Below are 21,089 nucleotides of genomic sequence, written 5' to 3' on the forward strand. Positions count from 1 at the left end.
GCCGAAAACATGATAAACATTCCCCTCCAGCTATTTACGACCTTGAAAAAGGAGCGCAATCGGGCGAAAACAATGGGCAACGCCTCCTTCACGGGTGAGTATTTCATGTACGACCCCGCCACTCCGAGCAACCGGGTAGCCATAAAAGGCAACCCCACACTGGGCGAAATAAAGACCATGATCATAGGAGTGAGGAACAAATCGGCCGAACAGAAGAGCGGAGAAGTGTGGGTGAACGAGCTGCGTCTCAAGGAATATGACAATCACGGAGGCTGGGCCGCACAAGGCAACCTGCACGTTCAACTCTCCGACCTTGGCACCTTGGACGTCCAAGGACGGCATGTGTCACAAGGGTTTGGCGGTTTGGAGCAGGGAATCAACGAACGTGCCACCGACAACAGAGACCAATACAGCATTACAACCAGCTTGGAACTCGGCAAATTCTTCCCCGACAAGGCCAACGTTTCCATACCTTTATATTATAGTTACAACAAAGATACGACGAAACCGAAGTACAATCCGCTCGACACAGACATGCGGTTGGACGACGCTCTCGACGCCACGGCAACGAAGAACGAGCGTGACTCCTTAGAGAACATTGCCCTCACACGGGTCAAAACATCAAACTTCTCCATCGCCAACGCCCGCATCGGCATTCAGACAAAGCGCCATCCCATGCCCTACGACCCCAATAACTTCGCCTTTTCGTACAGTCACAACCGCACACATACTACCGGACAGACCACCGTTTACGAAGATGAGACCAACTGGCGAGGGGCCATCCATTACAATTGGGCACCCGTTTACAAGCCTTGGCAGCCATTCGGCAAACTGAAGAACAAGTCGAAATGGCTCGACATTTTCAGAAGATTCGGCCTCAATTGGCTACCGCAATCCGTGGGATTCAATACGGAAATGCTGCGCAATTACTACGAATTGCAAGAACGCGACATGGAAGCGATAGCCGAGAACCGGCTTCCCCTCAGCTTCAGCAAGCAGTTCTTATGGAACCGCGACTTCGCTCTTCGATGGGACTTGACCCACAACCTGCACCTCAACTTTGAGAGTGCGACCCACGCACAGATAGAAGAACCCTACGTACCTGTCAACAAAGACCTCTATCCCGATCAGTATTCGGCATGGAAAGACTCCGTTTGGCAGTCCATCAACCATTGGGGTTCACCCCTTGATTACAACCAAACACTGTCGGTATCGTACAACGTTCCGCTCCATCTTATCCCCGTTTTCGACTGGGTAACCACCGCCACCGCCAACTACTCGGCCACCTACAATTGGATGAGGGGCACCCAATTTGAAGACGGAACCTCGCTGGGCAACACCATTGTCAACAACCGCAACGTGGCCATGGACGCCACCCTGAACTTTGAGAAGCTCTATAACCACATACCATTCCTCAAGGCCGCCAACGAGCGAAGCGCACGGTCACGCTATAACAGAGCCACGTCCTACGCCAACCGCAGGGCAAACAACGCGACCGACAAGGGCCGGAACAAGCGCCAAAGCGCGCAAGAAAGGCAACGGGAGGAGCAAAAACGACGCCTGCAAAGCAGCCGGAAGAACTTTGAAAAGGAGATAACATTGCAGCCCGACACCACCCTTTCCATCGATCATGGCAAGAACTCGAAGCGCCTTATCGTCACAGCGATGACGCAGGATGGCAAAAAGCTGCGCCTAAAATACAAGCAAACAGACGCCAACCACATCCTTATAAAGAATAAGGTAGACTCGGCCATGAAGCTGAAGATAAGCGTCGGCGCCAAGGAACCATTGGAAAACAGCCGCTGGTATAGGCTGGCACAGAGCGCGGCAAGGGTCTTGATGATGGTGCGCAACATGAGTATAACCTACCGAAATCAATATTCCATGTCGTTGCCGGGCTTCATGCCCCACGTGGGCGACGCCTTCGGACAGACCCATAACACGGGAGCCTTCGCCCCGGGAATAGACTTTGCCTTGGGCATGACGGGCGATTCGTATGTCGAAAGGGCACAAGAGAGAGGTTGGTTGCTCCATAATGAGGACGTAGCGACGCCCGCTACCACCAACAGTTCCGAGGATTTGCAGGTCAGAGCCATGCTCGAGCCTTTCCGCAACTTCAGAATTGACCTCAACGCCTCGCGCAGCAACACCCGTGGAAAGAGCATTCAATACATGTATGACGGCTCTCCAACCACGCAAAACGGCACGTTCACCATGACAACCATCTCGCTCCGAAGCGCCTTGGAGGGCATTGGCAACGCCCGCAGCGGCTATCACAGCGCCAGCTTCGAGCGCTTCTGCAACGCTATAGCGGGCTTCCGAAACCGTGTGGAGGCCCGTTACAAGGGCGCGCCCATGCCCGGTGGCGGCGTATATGACCCTTCTGCCGCCCCCGTCGACCCTTACAGCTCGGACGTTTTGGTGCCGGCCTTCCTCTCAACCTACACCGGCGGCCGATCGCTCGACCTCTTCCCGACGCTTACACGCATGCTTCCCAATTGGTCGGTGCGCTACAGCGGACTGGGCCAACTGCCGTGGTTCCGCGACGTTTTCCGCAGTTTCAACATCAACCATGCCTACAAGAGCATTTACGCCGTGGGCGCCTACAGCAGCTATTCATCGTTCAAGGAATACATGGATGGGCTCGGTTTCATCACCACTACCGACAATCAACCCGCTCCCCACAGCATGTATAACATATCGGTGGTGAGTATCAACGAGGCGTTCAGCCCGCTCATCGGCGTCGACATGACCTTTCAAAACAACCTGACGGCCAAACTTGAATACCGCACCACCCGTGTGTTGGGCCTCAACATGACCAGCGTGCAGCTCAACGAGGCCCTCAGCCGCGATTGGGTCGTGGGCTTGGCCTACCGCATCAACGACCTTCGGCTCTTTGGACCGGCGGCCCCAAGAACCCGCAAAGGCCGTTCCTCCACCGACAGAAATCAACCCGCAACGGGGCGAAACGCCACCGCCAACAACCGCCAAGGCCGAGGAATCAACCACGACCTCAACATAAGAGTAGACATAAGTCACCGCAGGCAGGCTGCCCTCACACGCGACATAGCCTCTCGAGTGACGACGGCAGGCAGCGGCAACACGGCTTTCAAGCTAAGCCTTTCGGCCGATTACACGCTCAGCCGCATGCTTACGCTCAACTTCTATTACGACCAACAAACCAACACCCCGCTGCTCTCGGCCAGCAGCTACCCCACCACGATGCACGACTTTGGTCTCAGCCTGAAATTCTCACTCACGAGATAGCCCGCTCAAAGCAGCCTTTTGACCCGATGAAAGAGGGCTTTTCACACGATGAAAGCAGCCCTTTGACCCACCCAAAGGCCTGCTTTTGAAAATCCAAAGAATAACGCTTAGAACTTTGGAAAATATTTCTTAGGGAATAAAAGGATAAACCTTGAAAAATAAGAAGATACATCGTGGCAAATAAGAGCATATTTTTCACCCAAAAAGAGTTCGTCCCCAAAGTTATCAAAAGATAGGGATTTGAAAATAAAGAGATATTTCTTGGAAAATGGCAATACCGATACCGCCCAACAAGGAGATATTTCTTGAAAAATAAGGAAGTGGATTTTGCGAAATAATAATACCGCCGTTCTTACGCAAAGGGGTAAGAACGGCGGTATTTTATGCTATAATTTTCTTTCTGATTTGCCGGAAACAAACAGTCTAAAGGTTAGTTAGGCTGGCACAACACCGTGCACACCTTGTCCTGAAAAGCCCGCCCATTCTTGCCATGAAGCAAGCCCTGATTGATGATAGCGAAGCAAAGACGGTGGCCGTTTGACGCCGTACAATAGCCCATCAGGCTGCTCACGCCGGTCACGGTGCCCGTTTTGGCCTTCACGTTTCCGTTGGTGAAGACGCCCTTCATGCGCTTTTTAAGCGTCCCGTCCTGCCCCGCCACGGGCAGAGCTTGGATAAGATGGTGGTAAATATTGTCATTTCGGTAAGCGTAACGAAGCATTTTAACCCCTAACTCGGCCGAAATATAATTGTATAAGGACAGCCCCGACCCATCGGCAAACTTGTAACGAGAGGCGTTGAGGCCTATTTTGCCGACCAATCTCTTGATGACCGAGCGGGCGCTACGGGCCGAAGCAGGTCGGTTGCCCGTACTCGCGGCCAACTGATAAAACATGGATTCGGCGTAAAGATTGTCGCTTTCCTTGAGCATTCGCATGAGAATTTGGTCGATAGTGTGGAACCTGCTGGCGATACAAAAGGCGTCGGCAGGTTTCCGTCCGTCCGTAGTTGTCACCTCAACGACCACCTTGGCCAGCACCAAAGCCTGAAGGAAACGGCTCACGAACTGGTCTTTCTTGCTGATAAGCAGGGGCGACAGCGTCCAATTATCGTCATCCCAGCACCATCCTTCGCCGTAACGCTTGTCATCTTTCATGCTTTTGTCGGCTATGATGCGGCCATGTATCGTGTCAACACCCATCTTCTTGATGGCCTCAACAAAAGCGTTCAGGTCGTCGCTGTTGAATCTCGGATCGAATCCTCCTACGCAGTAGATGTCCCCCCGCAGCGTTCTGCCCTCTATCTTTCCCGTGTAGCACAGCTCGGTTTTAAACTGGTAATCGCCTCCCAGTTGGTCCATCGCCGTTATAGCCGTTATGACTTTCATCGTGCTGGCAGGCCTCATCAGTTGACGTTCATTGTATTTAAAGATGGCGGAATCGGCGTCCAAGTCATAAACCATCATGCCTACTTGCGACGTTTCAAACATATCGCTCTCCAGCAATTGGGCCAATCGGTGCTGCACTCCTTGTGGCCAAGGGCGTGCCACAGAATCATTGAGCAGGCTGTCGACCATCGCCGAGTCGGGCTCATCACTGTCATCATCATCTCGTACCTCGTTATCGACCTGTCCGAACACGGGACATGCCAACAATATAAACAACAAAGTAAAGAGGTATTTTTTAGTTTCTCCTATCAAGTTATACATTTTTATCATCATATTCTCTCATCCGTTTCATCAGCTCTCGGCAGAACCCATCCTCGTCTTGCGGCTCCACGGCCACCATGCGGTCGGCCCCATACACGATCATCACAAAGCGGCTCAACCCTCCCAAGCGGCGCATGGGCGTCACTTTCACGATTTCCGACAGTCGAATTCGCTGCCGACGGCCCAGTCGACCCTTGTCAATGATGAGCACTTGCTCACCATTCTCTTGTGCCAAAACATAAGTTGTATGGATCATTCGCTCAGTCATCAACACGACGACAAGCGCCATCAAAAGACCTGAAACGGGAGCTTTTGATAAGAAAAAGAAGAATGAAAGTACCGCAAATACGGTAATTCCACATGCCGCAGAGATAGAAAAACACCGATGAAAACTTCTATTCATAATTTCAAAAGCAAAATTACAAAAAATAAACCTTTTAAGAATCGCTTTAACAATAAATTGCTATTTTTGCATCATGAATAACAAATTCTATTTATGACATTCAAGTATGACGTGCTCATCATTGGCTCCGGCGTGGCCGGGATGAGCTATGCGCTCAAGATGGCAAGGGCCGGCAAGGGCAAGATTTGCATCGTTTGCAAGACATCTCTTGAGGAAGCCAACACTTCGTTCGCCCAAGGTGGCATTGCCTCCGTGACCAATTTGGAACTCGACAACTTCGATAAACACATTCAAGACACCATGATTGCCGGTGATTTCATCAGCGACCGGGAGGCCGTGGAGCAAGTTGTCAGGATGGCACCGGCCCAGATTCGTGAGCTCACCGATTGGGGAGTGAAGTTCGATCGCAAGCCCGATGGCGCCTTCGACTTGCACCGTGAGGGTGGTCATTCGGAGTTTCGCATTCTTCATCACGCCGATGACACGGGCGCGGAGATACAGCGTGGGCTGATGGAAGCCGTAAAGAGCAATCCCAATATTGAGATACGGGAACATCACTTCGCCGTGGAGATCATCACACAACACCACTTAGGCGTCGAAGTTACACGCCGTACGCCCGACATAGAGTGCTATGGAGCCTACATTCTCAACCCTACCACCCGGAAAGTAGATACTTATCTGTCGAAAGTTACGGTCATGTGTACCGGTGGTTGTGGCGCTGTCTACCAGACAACGACCAACCCTGTCATCGCAACGGGCGACGGTGAGGCCATGGTTTATCGGGCAAAAGGAACCGTAAAGCACATGGAGTTCGTTCAATTCCACCCCACTGCCCTCTTTCATTTGGGCGAAACACATCCTGCTTTTCTCATAACCGAGGCCATGAGGGGCTACGGTGGCGTGCTGCGGCTGCCCAATGGCGATAGTTTTATGGAGAAGTATGACGATCGTTTGTCCTTGGCGCCCCGCGATATAGTGGCAAGAGCCATCGATAATGAGATGAAAATATACGGCATAGACCATGTTTGCCTCGATGTAACGCACAAAGACGCGGACGAAACACGCCACCATTTCCCCAACATTTACCACAAATGTCTCACCTTAGGCATTGATATTACCAAGGAATACATACCCGTCAGGCCTGCGGCCCACTACATGTGTGGCGGTATAGAGGTCGATCTCAACGGGCAAAGCAGCATTCATCGCCTCTACGCTTTGGGCGAATGTGCCTGCACCGGCTTGCATGGCGGCAACCGATTGGCCAGCAACTCGCTCATCGAGGCTGTCGTTTATGCCGACACCGCGGCCCGTCACTCCCTGCGACTACTCGACAATTACGATTTCAACGAGGCTGTTCCGGCGTGGAACGATGAAGGAACGCTGACCAATGAGGAGCATGTTCTCATCACACAAAGCGTAAAAGAAGTGGGCGAAATCATGAGTAATTATGTGGGAATTGTCCGCAGCGACCTCCGCTTAAAGCGTGCATGGGCCCGTCTCGACTTGCTTTATGAAGAGACGGAGGCCTTGTTCAAGCGGGTGAAAGCCAGCCGGGAAATCTGCGAACTTCGCAATATGATCAACGTGGGGTACCTCATTACCCGCCAAGCCATTGAGCGAAAGGAATGCCGAGGCTTACATTTCACCACCGATTATCCGGCCCATGCTTATGACAAAGTATAGCCCCTATACCCTAAACGTGTAACTTCTATACCATAAACGTGTAACTTCTACACTATAAAACGTGTAACTTCTACACTATAAACGTGTAACTTCTATACCATAAATTCGTAAGCGAGACCCTTCAAGATCTCGCTTACGCATTTTATATTCATGAGCTTTGATTAAAACGAAATGACTTTATTTCTGCATCATTCATCAGTTTTAATCAGTTCAAAACTACTTGTTGTTTTGGTAATACTCCAATCCTTGCTTCATGTTTTTCACCAAAGCCTTGGAAGAATAGGTAGCGCCGCTGACGCCATCTACCTCTAACTTGGCTGCCTTTTTCACAGTCTTACCTTCAAATTGCTTCAAAAGAGCCTTGGCTTTTGCGAAGTATTGCGGCGTCTCACGGTTGGGGAGAGCCTCTACTTTCACGATTTTATTCTTCTTAATGTGAATTTGTAAGGGCGTACTTCCCTTAAATCCCCTTACTGTTTTGCAAATTTGAGCGGTATTAACAATCACTGTGTCATTGTTCTTTGTGATGGGCTCGTTATTAACTGCCGCACTTGCGAAAAGCGCCAATGCGAGAACGGCACCCGCAATCATTCCTATTGATTTAATATTCATCTGACTATCTATTTATAATAATTATGTTTTCTTCCTATTACAATTCGACTTTACACCTTATATTATTAAACGCTCATCGAATGAGAGTTAACCTTTTGTCTTATTTTTGAGACCGCAAAATTACCTCTTTTCGCCACAATGAGCATAAAAGAAGGCAACGATTTCACTACTTTTACGAAAAAACCATTATTTTTGTGTTTTGATATTAGCCGCTCACTAAGCCTTAATCACATGGATTACAAGCAAGCCTTCAGTAATTATTTACAACTTAATCCGCTGTTGCGAATAGCTATTCTGCTCATGGCAGGTATCGTTGCGGGCGAATACTGCCCACTACCCATCACGTCATGGATAGCGCTTTACGGACTAAGTTTGCTGCTTACGCTGGTTTGTAAGGCTAAACTACAAGGCGCGGCCTTGCTTTTAAACTCCTTCTTGCTGGGCGCTTTGCTCCTCTCTTTCTATCATTATCGCCACGACCGGCCACTGCCGACCGGGGAAATAGCCTACAAGGCCGTCATCACCACTACCCCCCAAGTGCGTGGAAAGGTCATGCGCTGCGACTTACTCGTGACCGAAATGGAAGGCAAAACGCTCAAACGACCCATGAAAATCAAGGCTTCAATGCTCCGACATGACGACAATCACGACCGACAGCTACGCATCGGCAACGGAATCATTGCCCAATCGGCCATCACTCTTTATGAAAACACACGCTCCAATGCCCATTTCGACTACCGCCGATGGCTGCAAATACACGGCTACGAAGGCACAACCTTCATACCCTATTGGAAATATCACACCGCCGCTTTCCAGCTTTCGCTCAGCCGACTGACCAAAAGTCGCCTGACGGCACTGTGCTTCAGAGAGCGATTAGCCAAGGAACTCAACCATTCTTCCTTGGATAAAGAAGCCCAATCGCTGCTCTTGGCCATGACCTTAGGCGACAAATCACAACTCAGCAAACAAACAAGAGACGATTTCTCACGCACCGGAAGCTCCCATATCCTCGCACTTTCAGGCCTTCATTTATCCATAATATACTTTATTCTTATCACCCTCTTAGGACGTCATATCGCCGGTACCATCCTCAGCCTGCTGACCATTTGGGCCTACGCCATGATGGTTGGACTGCAACCATCGGTCGTTCGTGCGGCCACGATGATAACCATTTACGGGCTCCTTTCCCCACTCAACCGCGATAAGATGAGCATGAACACCCTTTCACTCACGGCCATCATCATGCTGGCAGTCCACCCTTTAAGCCTTTGGGACACGGGATTCCAGCTTTCTTTCTTAGCAGTGACCGGCATATTTGCCTACGCTCGCCCGCTAAGCCGGCTGTTCCGGGCCGACATTCGCCCCCTGCGAGGCATAGCACAGCTCATGGCCACCTCCTTAGCGGCCCAAATAGCCACGGCACCCTTGGTGCTCCACTACTTCGGACGCTTTGCTTGCTACTTCCTACTGACCAACCTTATCGTCATTCCTTTGGCTACCCTGATACTCTACACCACAGCCGCCGTCTTCCTGACCACGCTCTTCGGCCTGCCCCATGGCCTGCTTTTAAAAGCCGCGGCCTCGCTGACGGACCTTCTATCCACGGCCATCAAGCAGATAGCCACCCTCCCCGGCGCCTCGATAGATAACATCTACCTGAGCAACCGTGAAGCGTGGCTATGCTATTTAGGGATAATCGGGGCTACCATCGCCGCCTTCCTATGGCGTGAAAAGCAAATCAGTCGTCGGCTCCAAACAAAGGATCTTCGGGTACAACCATCAAAGGTTTCTGATTAAAGTCGTTCAACAGCTTCTCACTTACGTATTTCTTATCCACCACAAGACGGAACATATACTCGTTAAACCAATCGTTGGTCATGATGACACAGCCCTTATGGCCGCTGTCAGCGCCCCAACTGTTCTCCACCTTCCACTTCAATGGCTTGCCGGCAGCGTCCAAATCAACGGCCGTAAGCGTCATGGCATGGGTAGAACCACTGTCGAACGTGGCGATACGCTCGGCCTTGTTCATGCCGAAAGTCGTACCAAACAAGGTAGCATAATCATAATTGTCGAGCGTGGAGAAGCCCTGCTTGCGATTGAACTGCTTACCTACGTCATAGCTGCTGTAGAGCTTTCGACCGTCTTTGAGTGAAGCAATGGCCAATTGGGCAATCTCTTCCATGGGCAAATTGAGGTACTTCCAGTTGTGACCATCGTACACATGACGATCGTAATCTACCTCATACGTCTTGTAATAAGGCCGGCGCGGGTCGTTCATTACCATGATGAAGCTGCCGTTAAGCGCATGTCCCACCGTGGCATTGTAGAACTCTTTGGGGGTAAACTTGCGAGGCTGGCCTACGGGATTGCCCTTCTTATCGCGGAAAGTGTAAGTAAATTCCTTCACGGGAGTGCCCAATGTCAGGGTCAACATGTGATAAACGGTGCCCAACATTTCGGTTTTACGCTGCTCAATCAGGCTTTTTTTCTTCTTATCGGCCACCATTTGGCGCAGCTCCAGCCCATACTCACGCAGTTTGGACGACACAAGACGAGCCAATCGTGACGTATTATTGGCCGAATAGGTCTCGGGCATGACGCTCATAGGCACCAAACCATACTTCTCGGCAAGGTCGGCCACACCACAGAAAGTACCTCCATCGGACACGGGGTGCTTGAAAAAGAACTGCACACGTGGGTCGTCAATCGGCTTATTGGCACAGTCTATGACCGCCTGCAACATGAGATTGGACTTCTCCAATTGGTCCCAAAAGAAGAGATAAGCCTGCGAGAACTCCACCGTTTGCCCGCCATTGTTGGCCAAAGCGAAATTGCTACGCAACACGTTCAGCCCGCTGAACATCCAGCAACGGCCCGAGCTCTTCTGATTATGAATGGTTTGCTCCGGTGTTGACACCGAGAAATGATCGTCGAAAGCGATGGACGCCCGGCTGTTCTTCGCCAAGTCATCGATAGAGTTTGAGGCAATAGCGTTGGCCAATGCCTTATCGGCCAAGGAAGAAGGCCCTTGCTTTTGGATTTTCTGCAGCATTTCGGCAGAGATACCGCCTTGTGCATGGGCTGTCAAAGCTACCGACGCAGCCATGACAAGGCTAAAAATAACTGTTTTACGCATTTGGGTTTGGTTTTTGTTTTTTGACTTTTGCAAATATAATAAAAATAAAAGTAAATCACTGTTTTTTGACAATAATATTCCCCAAGCGCCCCTCTATTGCCATCAGTCGTTGATAACAAGGCGCCTAAAGATGAGAAATAAGGCCCCGATTTGTAAAGATTTATATATAGAAAAAGCGGCTCTGATTTTGCTCCAAATAGCATTTTACATCACCTCAAAGCAGCCCTCACGACGCCACCACCCCCCTCTCATCGCCTCGAAAGCCCACGCTCGGACGCTAAAAGCACTGCTTTCACTCCCTCAAAACGCCGCTTTCGCCTTGCGGCAGAAGCCTTTTCACGAGGCGAAAGCAGGCCTATCACATAATCGTAAGCCCATGTTTATTTCCTCAAAAACGATAACCCATTGATTTACAACCATCTATAAAAACGCTCAAAATTCGCGAATTTCCACCCAACTCCAAATCATTTTCAAATAAGCCACGCAGCAACGACCTTTTGTAAAATAAATTCTGAACAAACAGCCATCGGCCTTTGCCATTCTCGAAGCCGAACCTCGGCCGTTTCATCGGCCAAATGTTAAAAAACGAGCGATGGCTTGTTTTTTCCTCACGATGGGCTTTCAATCAAAAAAAATCTTTATATTTGCAACCGATAAACTTCGGAATTAACCGAACGAGGGGTGCCACTCTATTGAGTGAGCTGAGATTATACCCGTATAACCTGATGCAGGTAATGCTGCCGTAGGAAGTGCGATGACTATTGATTTGCGTTTATCACTCATGTAAACTTAGGTATCTCCCTCGCTTTGTTGTACACTTTTAAAAGGTGATACCATGTTTTATATCAAGACATTGACCATTGCCGGCTCCGATAGTTCGGGCGGCGCAGGCATTCAGGCCGACCTTAAAACCCTATCGGCCTTGGGCTGTTACGCCGCCAGCGTCATCACTTCGGTCACCGCCCAAAACACTTTGGGCGTCACGGCCGTGCAACATATCAGCCCCGAAATGGTGCGGGCACAACTCAAGGCCGTGATGGACGACATTAAACCCGACGCCATCAAGATAGGCATGACGGGCCGGGCGCAAACCATAACGGCCATAGCCGACGTATTAAACGATTACCCCGAGGCCCATATAGTTATCGACCCGGTGATGGTTTCCACGTCGGGCAGTCCGCTGATGGAGCCCGATGGCATAGCAACTCTTTGTCAACGACTCCTTCCCAAGGCCACCCTCCTGACCCCCAACCTGCCCGAAGCCGAGGCTTTGGCAGGCATTCACATTGATTCCGAGGCCCAAATAGACCTTGCGGCCCGGCGTATCATGGACTTGGGATGCAAGGCTTTGCTCATCAAAGGCGGCCACTTGGAGGGCCTGCAAAAGACCGATAGGCTCTATACGGCCGATGGTCAACGCTTCGTTTTCCAATCACCCACCGTACCAACCCGCAATACCCACGGCACGGGCTGCACCCTCTCTTCGGCCATCACGGCCTTCTTGGCACGGGGCGAGGCGCTTACCGACGCCATAAAGTTGGCCAAAGACTATGTTACTCATGCGCTCCGGGCCGGTAACGACGTAACGTTGGGGGATGGATATGGGCCCGTGAACCACTTTTTTAACCCCGAAAAACTATTGAAAAGATGAAAAGCCTGCAATTCATTACCCACCATAACCAGCGCCTAAGCTACGCCGAGGGAGCCGAAATGGCCCTGAGGGGCGGTTGTCGATGGGTACAACTGCGCATGAAAGAAGCCTCTGACGACGAGTTTCTTGCCGTGGGCCACGCCGTGGGAAAGCTCTGCCGCGACTATGGTGCCCGCTTTATACTCGACGATAGGGTACATTTGGTCAAGCCATTGATGGCCGACGGCGTACATCTTGGTAAGCACGACATGGGCGTAAGCGAAGCCCGCGCCTACTTAAAGGCCGACAACCTCATCATAGGAGGTACCGCCAACACCTTTGACGACATCAAAAGGCTCTACCGGCAAGGGGCCGACTACATAGGCTGTGGCCCATTCCGATTCACCCAAACCAAGCAAAACTTGGCGCCGCTGTTGGGCCTCGACGGCTACAGAAGGCTCATAGAGCGCATGCGCCACGACCATATCGACATTCCCCTCATAGCCATCGGCGGCATAGAAGCGCCCGACGTAGCCGCCATACTGCGGGCCGGAGCCGACGGAATAGCCGTAAGCGGCACGGTAATGAACGCCGATGACCCCGTGGAAGCGATGAAACAGTTAATTAATATAACAGCTACAATATGAAAAACGACATCAAAATCAGTTATCCTTCATCGGAGAAAATCTATCTGAAAGGCGTCATCTACCCCGAGCTAAGGGTGGGTATGAGGCAGATAAAGCTCACGCCTACCGTGACAAACGAGGACGGCCGCCGCACAGAACGGCCCAACAGCCCCGTCATCGTGTACGATACGAGCGGTCCTTACAGTGATCCTAACGTGGAGATAGACCTCAACAAGGGGCTGCCCAAGCTGCGTCAACCATGGATTGACAAGCGAAAGGGAACGCAAATGTACTACGCCAAGCAGGGCATTATTACTGAAGAAATGGAGTATGTGGCCATTCGGGAGACGATGAACTGCCGTGAGCAGGGCATTGAGAGCCATATCACACCCGAGTTTGTAAGGCAAGAAGTGGCCGCGGGACGGGCTGTTATACCCGCCAACATCAACCACCCGGAGAGCGAACCGATGATTATCGGCACGAATTTCCTCGTGAAAATCAATACCAACATCGGCAACTCACACGCCAATTCCAGCATAGAGGAAGAGGTGGAGAAGGCCGTATGGAGTTGCAAATGGGGCGGCGACACGCTCATGGACTTATCAACGGGCAGCAACATTCACGAAACCCGTGAGTGGATTTTGCGCAACTGCCCTGTTCCGGTGGGCACTGTGCCGATGTATCAAGCCTTTGAGAAGGTCAACGGAAAGGCCGAAGACCTTACTTGGGAGATATTCCGCGACACGCTGATAGAGCAGTGTGAGCAGGGCGTTGACTACTTTACGATACATTGTGGCATACGACTGAAGAACGTGCCGTTGGCCCAAGGGCGCCTGACGGGCATGGTAAGCCGCGGCGGAAGTATCATATCGAAATGGTGTCAGGTACACAATGAGGAGAGTTTTCTTTACAGTCACTTCGACGACATCTGCGATATTTGCGCCCGATACGACGTGGCCCTGTCGCTCGGTGACGGTCTGCGACCCGGTTCAACCTACGATGCCAACGACCGGGCACAGTTTGCCGAGCTCGATACCATGGGCGAATTGGTAGAGCGGGCGTGCGCTAAGAACGTGCAAGCGTTTATCGAAGGCCCCGGCCATGTGCCCATGCACAAGATTAAAGAGAACATGGATAGGCAGATAGAGAAGTGCCACGGCGCTCCGTTTTATACGCTCGGACCCCTCGTAACCGACATTGCGCCGGCCTATGACCATATCACTTCGGCCATAGGAGCGGCCATGATAGGCTGGTATGGCACGGCCATGCTCTGCTACGTTACGCCCAAGGAGCACCTCGCATTGCCCGATAAGGACGACGTGCGCACGGGTGTCATCACCTACAAGATAGCTGCCCACGCCGCCGACATGGCCAAGCAACATCCCGGAGCGGCTCTGCGCGACAACGCGTTGAGCCTCGCCCGTTACGAATTCAGATGGAAAGACCAGTTTAATTTGGCCCTCGACCCGGAGAAAGCGTTGGAATATTGGAAGACATCTAACAAGGTAGGAGGAAAGTATTGCACCATGTGCGGCCCCAACTTCTGTGCCATGCGCATCAGCCAAACGCTGGAACCATGTACTGAAGAAACCACTGACACGATTTGAAAACCTATATTTAAAACTTATAATTATGATTGAAAAGCAAGTATCCAAGGGTATTATCCGTACCTATTTTGAGAAAATGGAAAAGTGTCTCGACCTTGATGTGGCCATCGTTGGTGGCGGTCCGTCGGGTATAGCGGCCGCTTACTACATGGCAAAGGCCGGACTTAAAGTGGCACTTTTCGACCGCAAACTCGCTCCCGGCGGCGGAATGTGGGGCGGTGCGATGATGTTTAACCAGCTCGTAGTGCAGGAGGAAGCCCTCGATATTCTCAAGGATTTCAGTATCAATTACGAAGAGTATGGCGACGGACTGTACACCGCGGACTCCGTGGAGAGTACTTCGGCCCTGCTCTATCACGCCACCCATGCCGGCGCAACTATCTTTAACTGCTATTCAGTGGAAGATGTTGTCTTCAAAAACGACGTTGTCAGCGGCGTTGTAGTCAACTGGACGCCCGTGCTTCGTGAGGGTTTACACGTTGATCCGCTCAATATCATGGCACGGTTTGTCATCGATGGCACGGGCCACGATAGCGAAATGTGTCGTGTGGTGGCCCGTAAGAACGGCATAAAGCTCAACACTGCCACCGGCGAAGTTATCGGTGAGCGCTCTCTCGACGTAGTGGAAGGCGAGCGGCAAGTGGTGGAAGGCACGAAAGAAATCTATCCCGGACTCTACGTTTGTGGCATGGCCTCATCGGCAGTGGGCGGCACTCCCCGCATGGGACCTATCTTCGGAGGCATGCTTTTGTCGGGAAGAAAGGTGGCACAACTCATCATCGACCGCATAAAGGCATTATGACGAATGAAACTGATAGCCATAACCTCTCCCTCATTTATCGAGGGAGAGGCTTCTTTTATACCACGGCTTCTCGATTGGGGCATTGACCTCATTCATCTGCGCAAGCCCGACGCCACGATAGAAGCCTGCGAACAGCTTATCAAGAACATTCCTCCGAGCTGCTATGACCGTATCGTTATGCACGACTTTTTTGAGCTTCAAGCCGCTTATGGGCTCTATGGCATTCATCTGAACCGCCGCAACCCGAGCGTTCCCGATGGTTTTTCGGGTTCTCTCTCCCGCTCTTGTCACTCGTGGGAAGAGGTAAAGGGGGCGCAAGAAATGTGTGATTACGTATTTCTCAGTCCTATTTTCGACAGCTTATCAAAGCAAGGTTATCGGTCGGCTTTCAGCCCCGAAGAGTTGGAAAAGGCAGCCCGGAATGGCTTGATTCATAAGAAGATAGTGGCCTTGGGTGGCATTTGCGCAGCTAACCTGCCACAAGTAAGGGGCTATGGCTTTGGCGGTGCGGCCTTGCTGGGTGACCTTTGGAGCCGTGCCGGCGCAGCGAATTGGGAAGGATATGTACGCCATCTAAAGGCATTGGCACAAGAATAACCTTGCCATAGGGCTGAAAATATATCGTAATTTGTCCGCCAATGGCTTGTTTTCGCTCCTATTTAAGCGGCGAAAAACTCACATTTAAGCGGCGAAAAACTCATAAAACACACTCTCTTTTCTTTGGTACGCACAATTCTTAGGCGTTCTGTGGCGTATCTCAATTTTAATATCTATCTTTGCATAAGTTAGGTTGCGTTTTCAACTTAGCGCTTTTATTGACATTGCCAAGCCATCAGGCAGAAATGTTTTTGCCGATAACGGGCGAATGGCAACATTGATATAATACATAAATGACATAGATGGATTCCAAGGAATTGAAGCTACTTAATAGTATAAAGTACCCCTCCGACTTACGAAAACTTAAGGTTGAAGAGTTACCCGAGGTATGTCGTGAGCTTCGAGAGGATATTATTCAGGAAGTCAGTGTTAATCCCGGGCATTTCGCTTCCTCATTAGGAGTGGTGGAATTGACCGTGGCTTTGCACTACGTTTTTGAGGCTCCGCACGATCGTATTGTATGGGATGTAGGTCATCAGGCCTATGGCCATAAGATTCTTACCGGCCGTCGGGAGCAGTTTTGCACCAATCGGAAGCTCCATGGAATACGTCCTTTCCCCACGCCCGTTGAGAGTGAGTACGATACTTTCACCTGCGGACACGCCAGCAACTCTATCTCTGCCGCATTAGGCATGGCCGTTGCGGCCGAGCGTTTGGCTGCCGATGACCCGTCGGAAAAGAACCGTCATGTAGTGGCGGTTATCGGTGATGGAGCCATGAGCGGCGGTTTGGCGTTTGAAGGACTCAACAACGCGTCGAGCACTCCCAATAACTTACTCATCATTCTCAACGACAACGACATGTCAATCGACCGTGCCGTGGGAGGAATGGAGCAGTATTTGCTCAAGCTCGACACCAATGCTACCTATAACAAGCTGCGCTTCAAGGCCAGCAGATGGCTCCATAGCAAAGGTTATCTCAATGATGACAGACGCAAAGGGATTATCCGTCTCAACAACGCTTTGAAGAGTGCGCTCAGTCATCAGCAAAATATCTTCGAGGGAATGAACATCCGCTACTTCGGACCATTCGACGGTCACGATGTAACTAACATCGTTCGGGTGCTCAATCAGCTCAAAGACATGAAGGGACCTAAGCTCCTTCATCTGCATACTGTCAAGGGTAAAGGCTACAAACCGGCGGAAGCGCAGGCCACGATTTGGCATGCCCCGGGCATGTTTGACCCCGTAACAGGATTGAGAAAGGTACAGAACACGGAGAATTTACCTCCTAATTTCCAAGAAGTTTTCGGTCAGACGCTGCTCGAATTGGCCCAACAGAACAGCCGTATCGTAGGTGTCACGCCGGCAATGCCGTCAGGTTGTTCCATGAATATCATGATGAAAGCCATTCCCGAACGTGTTTTCGATGTGGGAATAGCCGAAGGCCACGCCATCACTTTCTCGGGTGGCATGGCCAAAGATGGCCTTATACCTTTCTGTAATATATATAGCTCATTCTCGCAACGAGCCTATGACAATATCATTCATGACCTCGCCATTCTTAATCTGCCCGTAGTGATATGCTTGGATAGGGCCGGTTTGGTGGGTCCCGATGGCCCCACGCATCACGGAGCCTTTGATATGGCCGCCCTGAGAGCAGTTCCTAACCTGACAATTGCCAGCCCTATGGATGAACATGAGCTGCGAAAGCTGATGTACACGGCGCAATTGCCCGGTAAGGGGACGTTTGTCATCCGCTACCCGCGGGGCAGAGGATCGCTCGTTGATTGGAAATGCCCGTTAGAAGAGATACCTGTGGGCACGGGACGAAAGCTCCACGACGGTACCGATGTGGCTGTGCTGACCATTGGGCCTATAGGAGTTGAGGTGGAGAAGATTATCAAAGACCTCCCCAAATCTATCGCCCATTACGACATACGCTTCCTTAAACCGTTGGACGAGACGCTCCTTCAGGAAATCGGAAGTAAGTTCAAACACATCATAACCATTGAAGACGGCGTGAGAAACGGCGGTATGGGTTCCGCTGTTCTCGAATGGATGAACGACCACAACTTCTTCCCAAAGGTGACAAGGCTCGGCATGCCCGACGCGTTTGTAGAGCATGGAACCATCGAAGAGCTGAAAAGAATCTGTGGTTATGACAATGAAAGCATCATACAAAATCTGAAATGAAGATTATAATAGCTGGCGCTTATGCCATCGGAACCTATTTGGCGAAATTGCTGTCACGCAACAATAATGACATTATCCTTATGGATGATGACGCCGAAAGATTAGAACAATTAGGGACAGACTTCGACTTGATGACCCTATGTGCGTCGTGTACAAGCATTCAAGCCTTGAAAGACGCAGGCATAGAGAAGGCTGATTTATTTATCGCCGTTACGCCCAATGAGAGCCGTAACATGACAAGTTGCACGCTGGCGCAGGCTTTAGGCGCCAAGAAAACGGTCGCGAAAATCGATAACTACGAATATACGCAACCCGAATTAGAGCAGTTTTTCAAGAAATTAGGCGTCACTTCGCTGATTTATCCTGAAATGTTAGCGGCGACAGACATCAACAACGGCCTCAAAATGAGTTGGGTTCGACAGCGTTGGGACGTGCATGGGGGCGCCTTGGTCATGCTTGGTATCAAGCTCAGAGAGACCTGCGAGATCCTTAACGAGCCACTCAAGAACATCAGCGGGCCCAATGATCCCTATCACGTGGTGGCCATCAAGCGTGGCGATGAGACCATTATTCCCAATGGTAATGATGAGTTGAAACTCTACGACCTTGCCTATTTCATGACCACACGCCAATACATACCTTATATTCGTAAGATTGTGGGCAAGGAACATTACGTTGATGTCAAGAATGTTATGGTGATGGGAGGCGGTCGAACGGCTGTTCGCGCCGTGAAAACCATGCCCGAATACATGGATGTTAAGATTATCGAGATGGACGAAAAGCGCTGCGAACAACTCAATACGCTCCTTGATGACGACACGATGGTCATCTATGGCGACGGAAGAGATATATCCTTATTGGTTGAGGAAGGCGTTAAGAACACGCAAGCGTTCGTCGCGCTCACCGGAAATACGGAAACCAACATCTTAGCTTGCCTTACCGCGAAGCGCCTTGGCGTACGAAAGACAGTGGCAATGGTAGAAAATATGGACTACGTTAGCATGGCCGAGAGCTTGGATATTGGTACGATTATCAACAAGAAGGCCATCGCCGCAAGTCATATTTACCAAATGATGCTTGATGCCAACGTGCAAAACGTGCGCTTCCTGATGAACGCCAACGCCGACGTTGCGGAGTTCATACCCTCCGAAGGGGCCAAGGTGACCCTCAAACCGGTAAAAGACTTGGGACTGCCTTACGGCGTTACAATCGGTGGTTTGGTGAGAAAAGGCGAAGGAATCCTTGTTTCGGGTAACACACAGATAGAAGCCGGCGACTCCGTCATGGTGTTCTGCCACAATACTAACATGAAAAAGATTGAAAATCTATTCAACTGATGATTAATCTAAAAACCATATTCAGGGTATTAGGGTCGCTGCTTATGATAGAAGCCGTGCTGATGTCGCTTTGTACCATTATGGCTTTCTACTACGGTGAAGACGACTCTTTCGCTTTCATTATTACTGTTGTCTTCACAATGATAGTAGGGCTGACCCTTCAGCTCCTCGGCCGCAACGCCGATAATAACATGGCCCGCCGCGACGCTTATTTAGTGGTGACGCTCTCATGGATTATCTTCAGTATCTTCGGAATGCTGCCCTTTCTCATCAGCGGATACATAACGAATCTGTCATCGGCCTTTTTTGAGACGATGTCGGGCTTCACTACGACCGGCGCCACCATCATAGACGACGTGGAAGCACTGCCCCACGGCCTATTGTTTTGGCGTTCGATGACCCAATGGATAGGTGGTTTGGGTATCGTATTCTTTACCATCGCCATCTTACCATCATTCGTTGGAGGTTCCGTAAAGGTGTTTGCGGCGGAAGCCACAGGCCCCATCAAGACCCGACTTCACCCACGGTTGAGCACCAATGCCAAATGGATTTGGACCATATACCTTATCTTAACCGTTGGCTGTTGGCTGTCCTTTTGGGGCGCGGGCATGAGTTTGTTCGACAGTGTGAACTACTCCATGACCACAACCGCTACCGGTGGATTCGCTACCCACAACTCAAGTACCGAGTTCTTTCTATCCCCTACCATCGAATATATCAACACTTTATTCTGCTTTTTGTCAGGAGTTAACTTCACATTGTTATATATATCGGTCGTAAAAATGAAGCCCCTAAGTATATGGAAGAGTTCCGAATTCAAGTTCTATCTTGCCATGATAGCCGGTTTCACGGTATTTATCATGGTGGAGTTGATGGTACGCAACAGTTACGAACTTGAAAAAGCATTCAGGTGTGCCATCTTCCAAGTCGTCTCATTCATCACGACCACCGGTCTCTTTAATGACGACGCGGGCACTTGGCCACACGTAACATGGGTAGTGTTGGCGGCATGTATGTTCTTCGGAGCTTGCTCCGGCAGCACCAGCGGTGGTCTGAAAAGCATTCGAGGCGTCATGCTTCTGAAAGTCATCAAGAACGAATTTACCCAACTATTGCACCCTAACGCTGTGTTACCGATGAAGGTTGACGGCGTGAATGTGCCCTCGCAACAGCGCGTCACACTGCTGGCATTCCTTACCATCTACCTGATGATATGCTTGTTGTCATCCTTCCTGCTAATAGCTTCGGGCATAGACAACACCAACGCCATCACTATCATCCTCAGTTGCATTGGCAACGTGGGCCCAACATTGGGCTTGGAGATTGGTCCGACGATGAGTTGGTCGGAGCTACCCGACTATATCAAGTGGTTCTGCTCCATCCTTATGCTCATAGGACGTTTGGAAATATTCTCCGTTCTCGTGATTTTCACCCCCACCTTTTGGAAGGAACGGTAACGCGACGCTCATAAACGACAAGCACG

General features: G+C 50.6%; 15 protein-coding genes and 1 riboswitch. Of the genes, 11 read left to right on the forward strand and 4 right to left on the reverse strand.

Annotated features, from left to right (window positions below):
• A partial coding sequence (gene sprA, locus VIR50_RS12095) for a T9SS outer membrane translocon Sov/SprA (protein ID WP_331935366.1) occupies positions 1-3,267 on the forward strand: 3,267 nt, incomplete at its 5' end.
• 430 nt (positions 3,268-3,697) lie between these two features.
• Here sprA and dacB read toward each other — a convergent pair.
• Positions 3,698-4,984 (reverse strand): D-alanyl-D-alanine carboxypeptidase/D-alanyl-D-alanine endopeptidase, encoded by a 1,287-nt coding sequence (gene dacB / locus VIR50_RS12100; protein ID WP_331935390.1) that lies wholly within the window; start codon positions 4,982-4,984, stop codon positions 3,698-3,700.
• The gene (locus tag VIR50_RS12105) at positions 4,968-5,378 is read right to left on the reverse strand and encodes a hypothetical protein (protein WP_331935367.1); all 411 of its coding nucleotides are present in this window, start codon (positions 5,376-5,378) and stop codon (positions 4,968-4,970) included. The genes dacB and VIR50_RS12105 overlap by 17 nt, the downstream gene beginning before the upstream one ends.
• 93 nt (positions 5,379-5,471) lie before the next feature.
• On the opposite strand from VIR50_RS12105, the gene nadB reads away from it, so the two are divergent.
• A complete protein-coding gene (gene nadB / locus VIR50_RS12110; RefSeq protein ID WP_331935368.1) occupies positions 5,472-7,061 on the forward strand; it encodes an L-aspartate oxidase in 1,590 nt (529 codons plus the stop codon).
• Between the two features lie 216 nt (positions 7,062-7,277).
• On the opposite strand, the gene VIR50_RS12115 is transcribed toward nadB, so the two are convergent.
• Positions 7,278-7,673 (reverse strand): FMN-binding protein, encoded by a 396-nt coding sequence (locus VIR50_RS12115; RefSeq protein ID WP_331935369.1) that lies wholly within the window; start codon positions 7,671-7,673, stop codon positions 7,278-7,280.
• A 231-nt stretch (positions 7,674-7,904) separates the two neighbouring features.
• Here VIR50_RS12115 and VIR50_RS12120 point away from each other — a divergent pair, with 231 nt between their 5' ends.
• On the forward strand, positions 7,905-9,470 hold the full coding sequence (locus VIR50_RS12120; RefSeq protein WP_331935370.1) for a ComEC/Rec2 family competence protein: 1,566 nt from the start codon (positions 7,905-7,907) through the stop codon (positions 9,468-9,470).
• On the opposite strand, the gene VIR50_RS12125 is transcribed toward VIR50_RS12120, so the two are convergent.
• Positions 9,412-10,812 carry a C1 family peptidase gene (locus tag VIR50_RS12125; protein ID WP_331935371.1) on the reverse strand — a complete coding sequence of 467 codons (1,401 nt, stop codon included), beginning with the start codon at positions 10,810-10,812 and terminating at the stop codon, positions 9,412-9,414. The genes VIR50_RS12120 and VIR50_RS12125 overlap by 59 nt on opposite strands.
• A gap of 666 nt (positions 10,813-11,478) precedes the next feature.
• Positions 11,479-11,578, forward strand: a riboswitch (TPP riboswitch).
• Positions 11,579-11,647: 69 nt separating this feature from the next.
• On the opposite strand from VIR50_RS12125, the gene thiD reads away from it, so the two are divergent.
• The 8 genes from thiD (at position 11,648) to VIR50_RS12165 (ending at position 21,063) form a co-directional block, all read left to right on the forward strand.
• Positions 11,648-12,463 carry a bifunctional hydroxymethylpyrimidine kinase/phosphomethylpyrimidine kinase gene (gene thiD / locus VIR50_RS12130; protein WP_331935372.1) on the forward strand — a complete coding sequence of 272 codons (816 nt, stop codon included), beginning with the start codon at positions 11,648-11,650 and terminating at the stop codon, positions 12,461-12,463.
• On the forward strand, positions 12,460-13,089 hold the full coding sequence (locus VIR50_RS12135; protein WP_331935373.1) for a thiamine phosphate synthase: 630 nt from the start codon (positions 12,460-12,462) through the stop codon (positions 13,087-13,089). The genes thiD and VIR50_RS12135 overlap by 4 nt, the downstream gene beginning before the upstream one ends.
• On the forward strand, positions 13,086-14,675 hold the full coding sequence (thiC, locus tag VIR50_RS12140; protein ID WP_331935374.1) for a phosphomethylpyrimidine synthase ThiC: 1,590 nt from the start codon (positions 13,086-13,088) through the stop codon (positions 14,673-14,675). The genes VIR50_RS12135 and thiC overlap by 4 nt, the downstream gene beginning before the upstream one ends.
• Before the next feature lie 25 nt (positions 14,676-14,700).
• Positions 14,701-15,477 carry a sulfide-dependent adenosine diphosphate thiazole synthase gene (locus tag VIR50_RS12145; RefSeq protein WP_331935375.1) on the forward strand — a complete coding sequence of 259 codons (777 nt, stop codon included), beginning with the start codon at positions 14,701-14,703 and terminating at the stop codon, positions 15,475-15,477.
• Between the two features lie 3 nt (positions 15,478-15,480).
• On the forward strand, positions 15,481-16,074 hold the full coding sequence (locus VIR50_RS12150; RefSeq protein ID WP_331935376.1) for a thiamine phosphate synthase: 594 nt from the start codon (positions 15,481-15,483) through the stop codon (positions 16,072-16,074).
• Positions 16,075-16,376: 302 nt separating this feature from the next.
• The gene (gene dxs, locus VIR50_RS12155; protein ID WP_331935377.1) at positions 16,377-18,269 is read left to right on the forward strand and encodes a 1-deoxy-D-xylulose-5-phosphate synthase; all 1,893 of its coding nucleotides are present in this window, start codon (positions 16,377-16,379) and stop codon (positions 18,267-18,269) included.
• Entirely contained in the window at positions 18,266-19,606 is a 1,341-nt protein-coding gene (gene trkA, locus VIR50_RS12160; RefSeq protein WP_331935378.1) for a Trk system potassium transporter TrkA, read from the forward strand. The genes dxs and trkA overlap by 4 nt, the downstream gene beginning before the upstream one ends.
• Positions 19,606-21,063, forward strand: coding sequence for a TrkH family potassium uptake protein (locus VIR50_RS12165; protein ID WP_331935379.1), 1,458 nt, complete (start codon positions 19,606-19,608; stop codon positions 21,061-21,063). The genes trkA and VIR50_RS12165 overlap by 1 nt, the downstream gene beginning before the upstream one ends.
• The last annotated feature ends 26 nt before the right edge of the window (positions 21,064-21,089 follow it).

The sequence above is a fragment of the Prevotella sp. genome, assembly GCF_036570325.1.
Taxonomy (GTDB): Bacteria; Bacteroidota; Bacteroidia; order Bacteroidales; family Bacteroidaceae; genus Prevotella.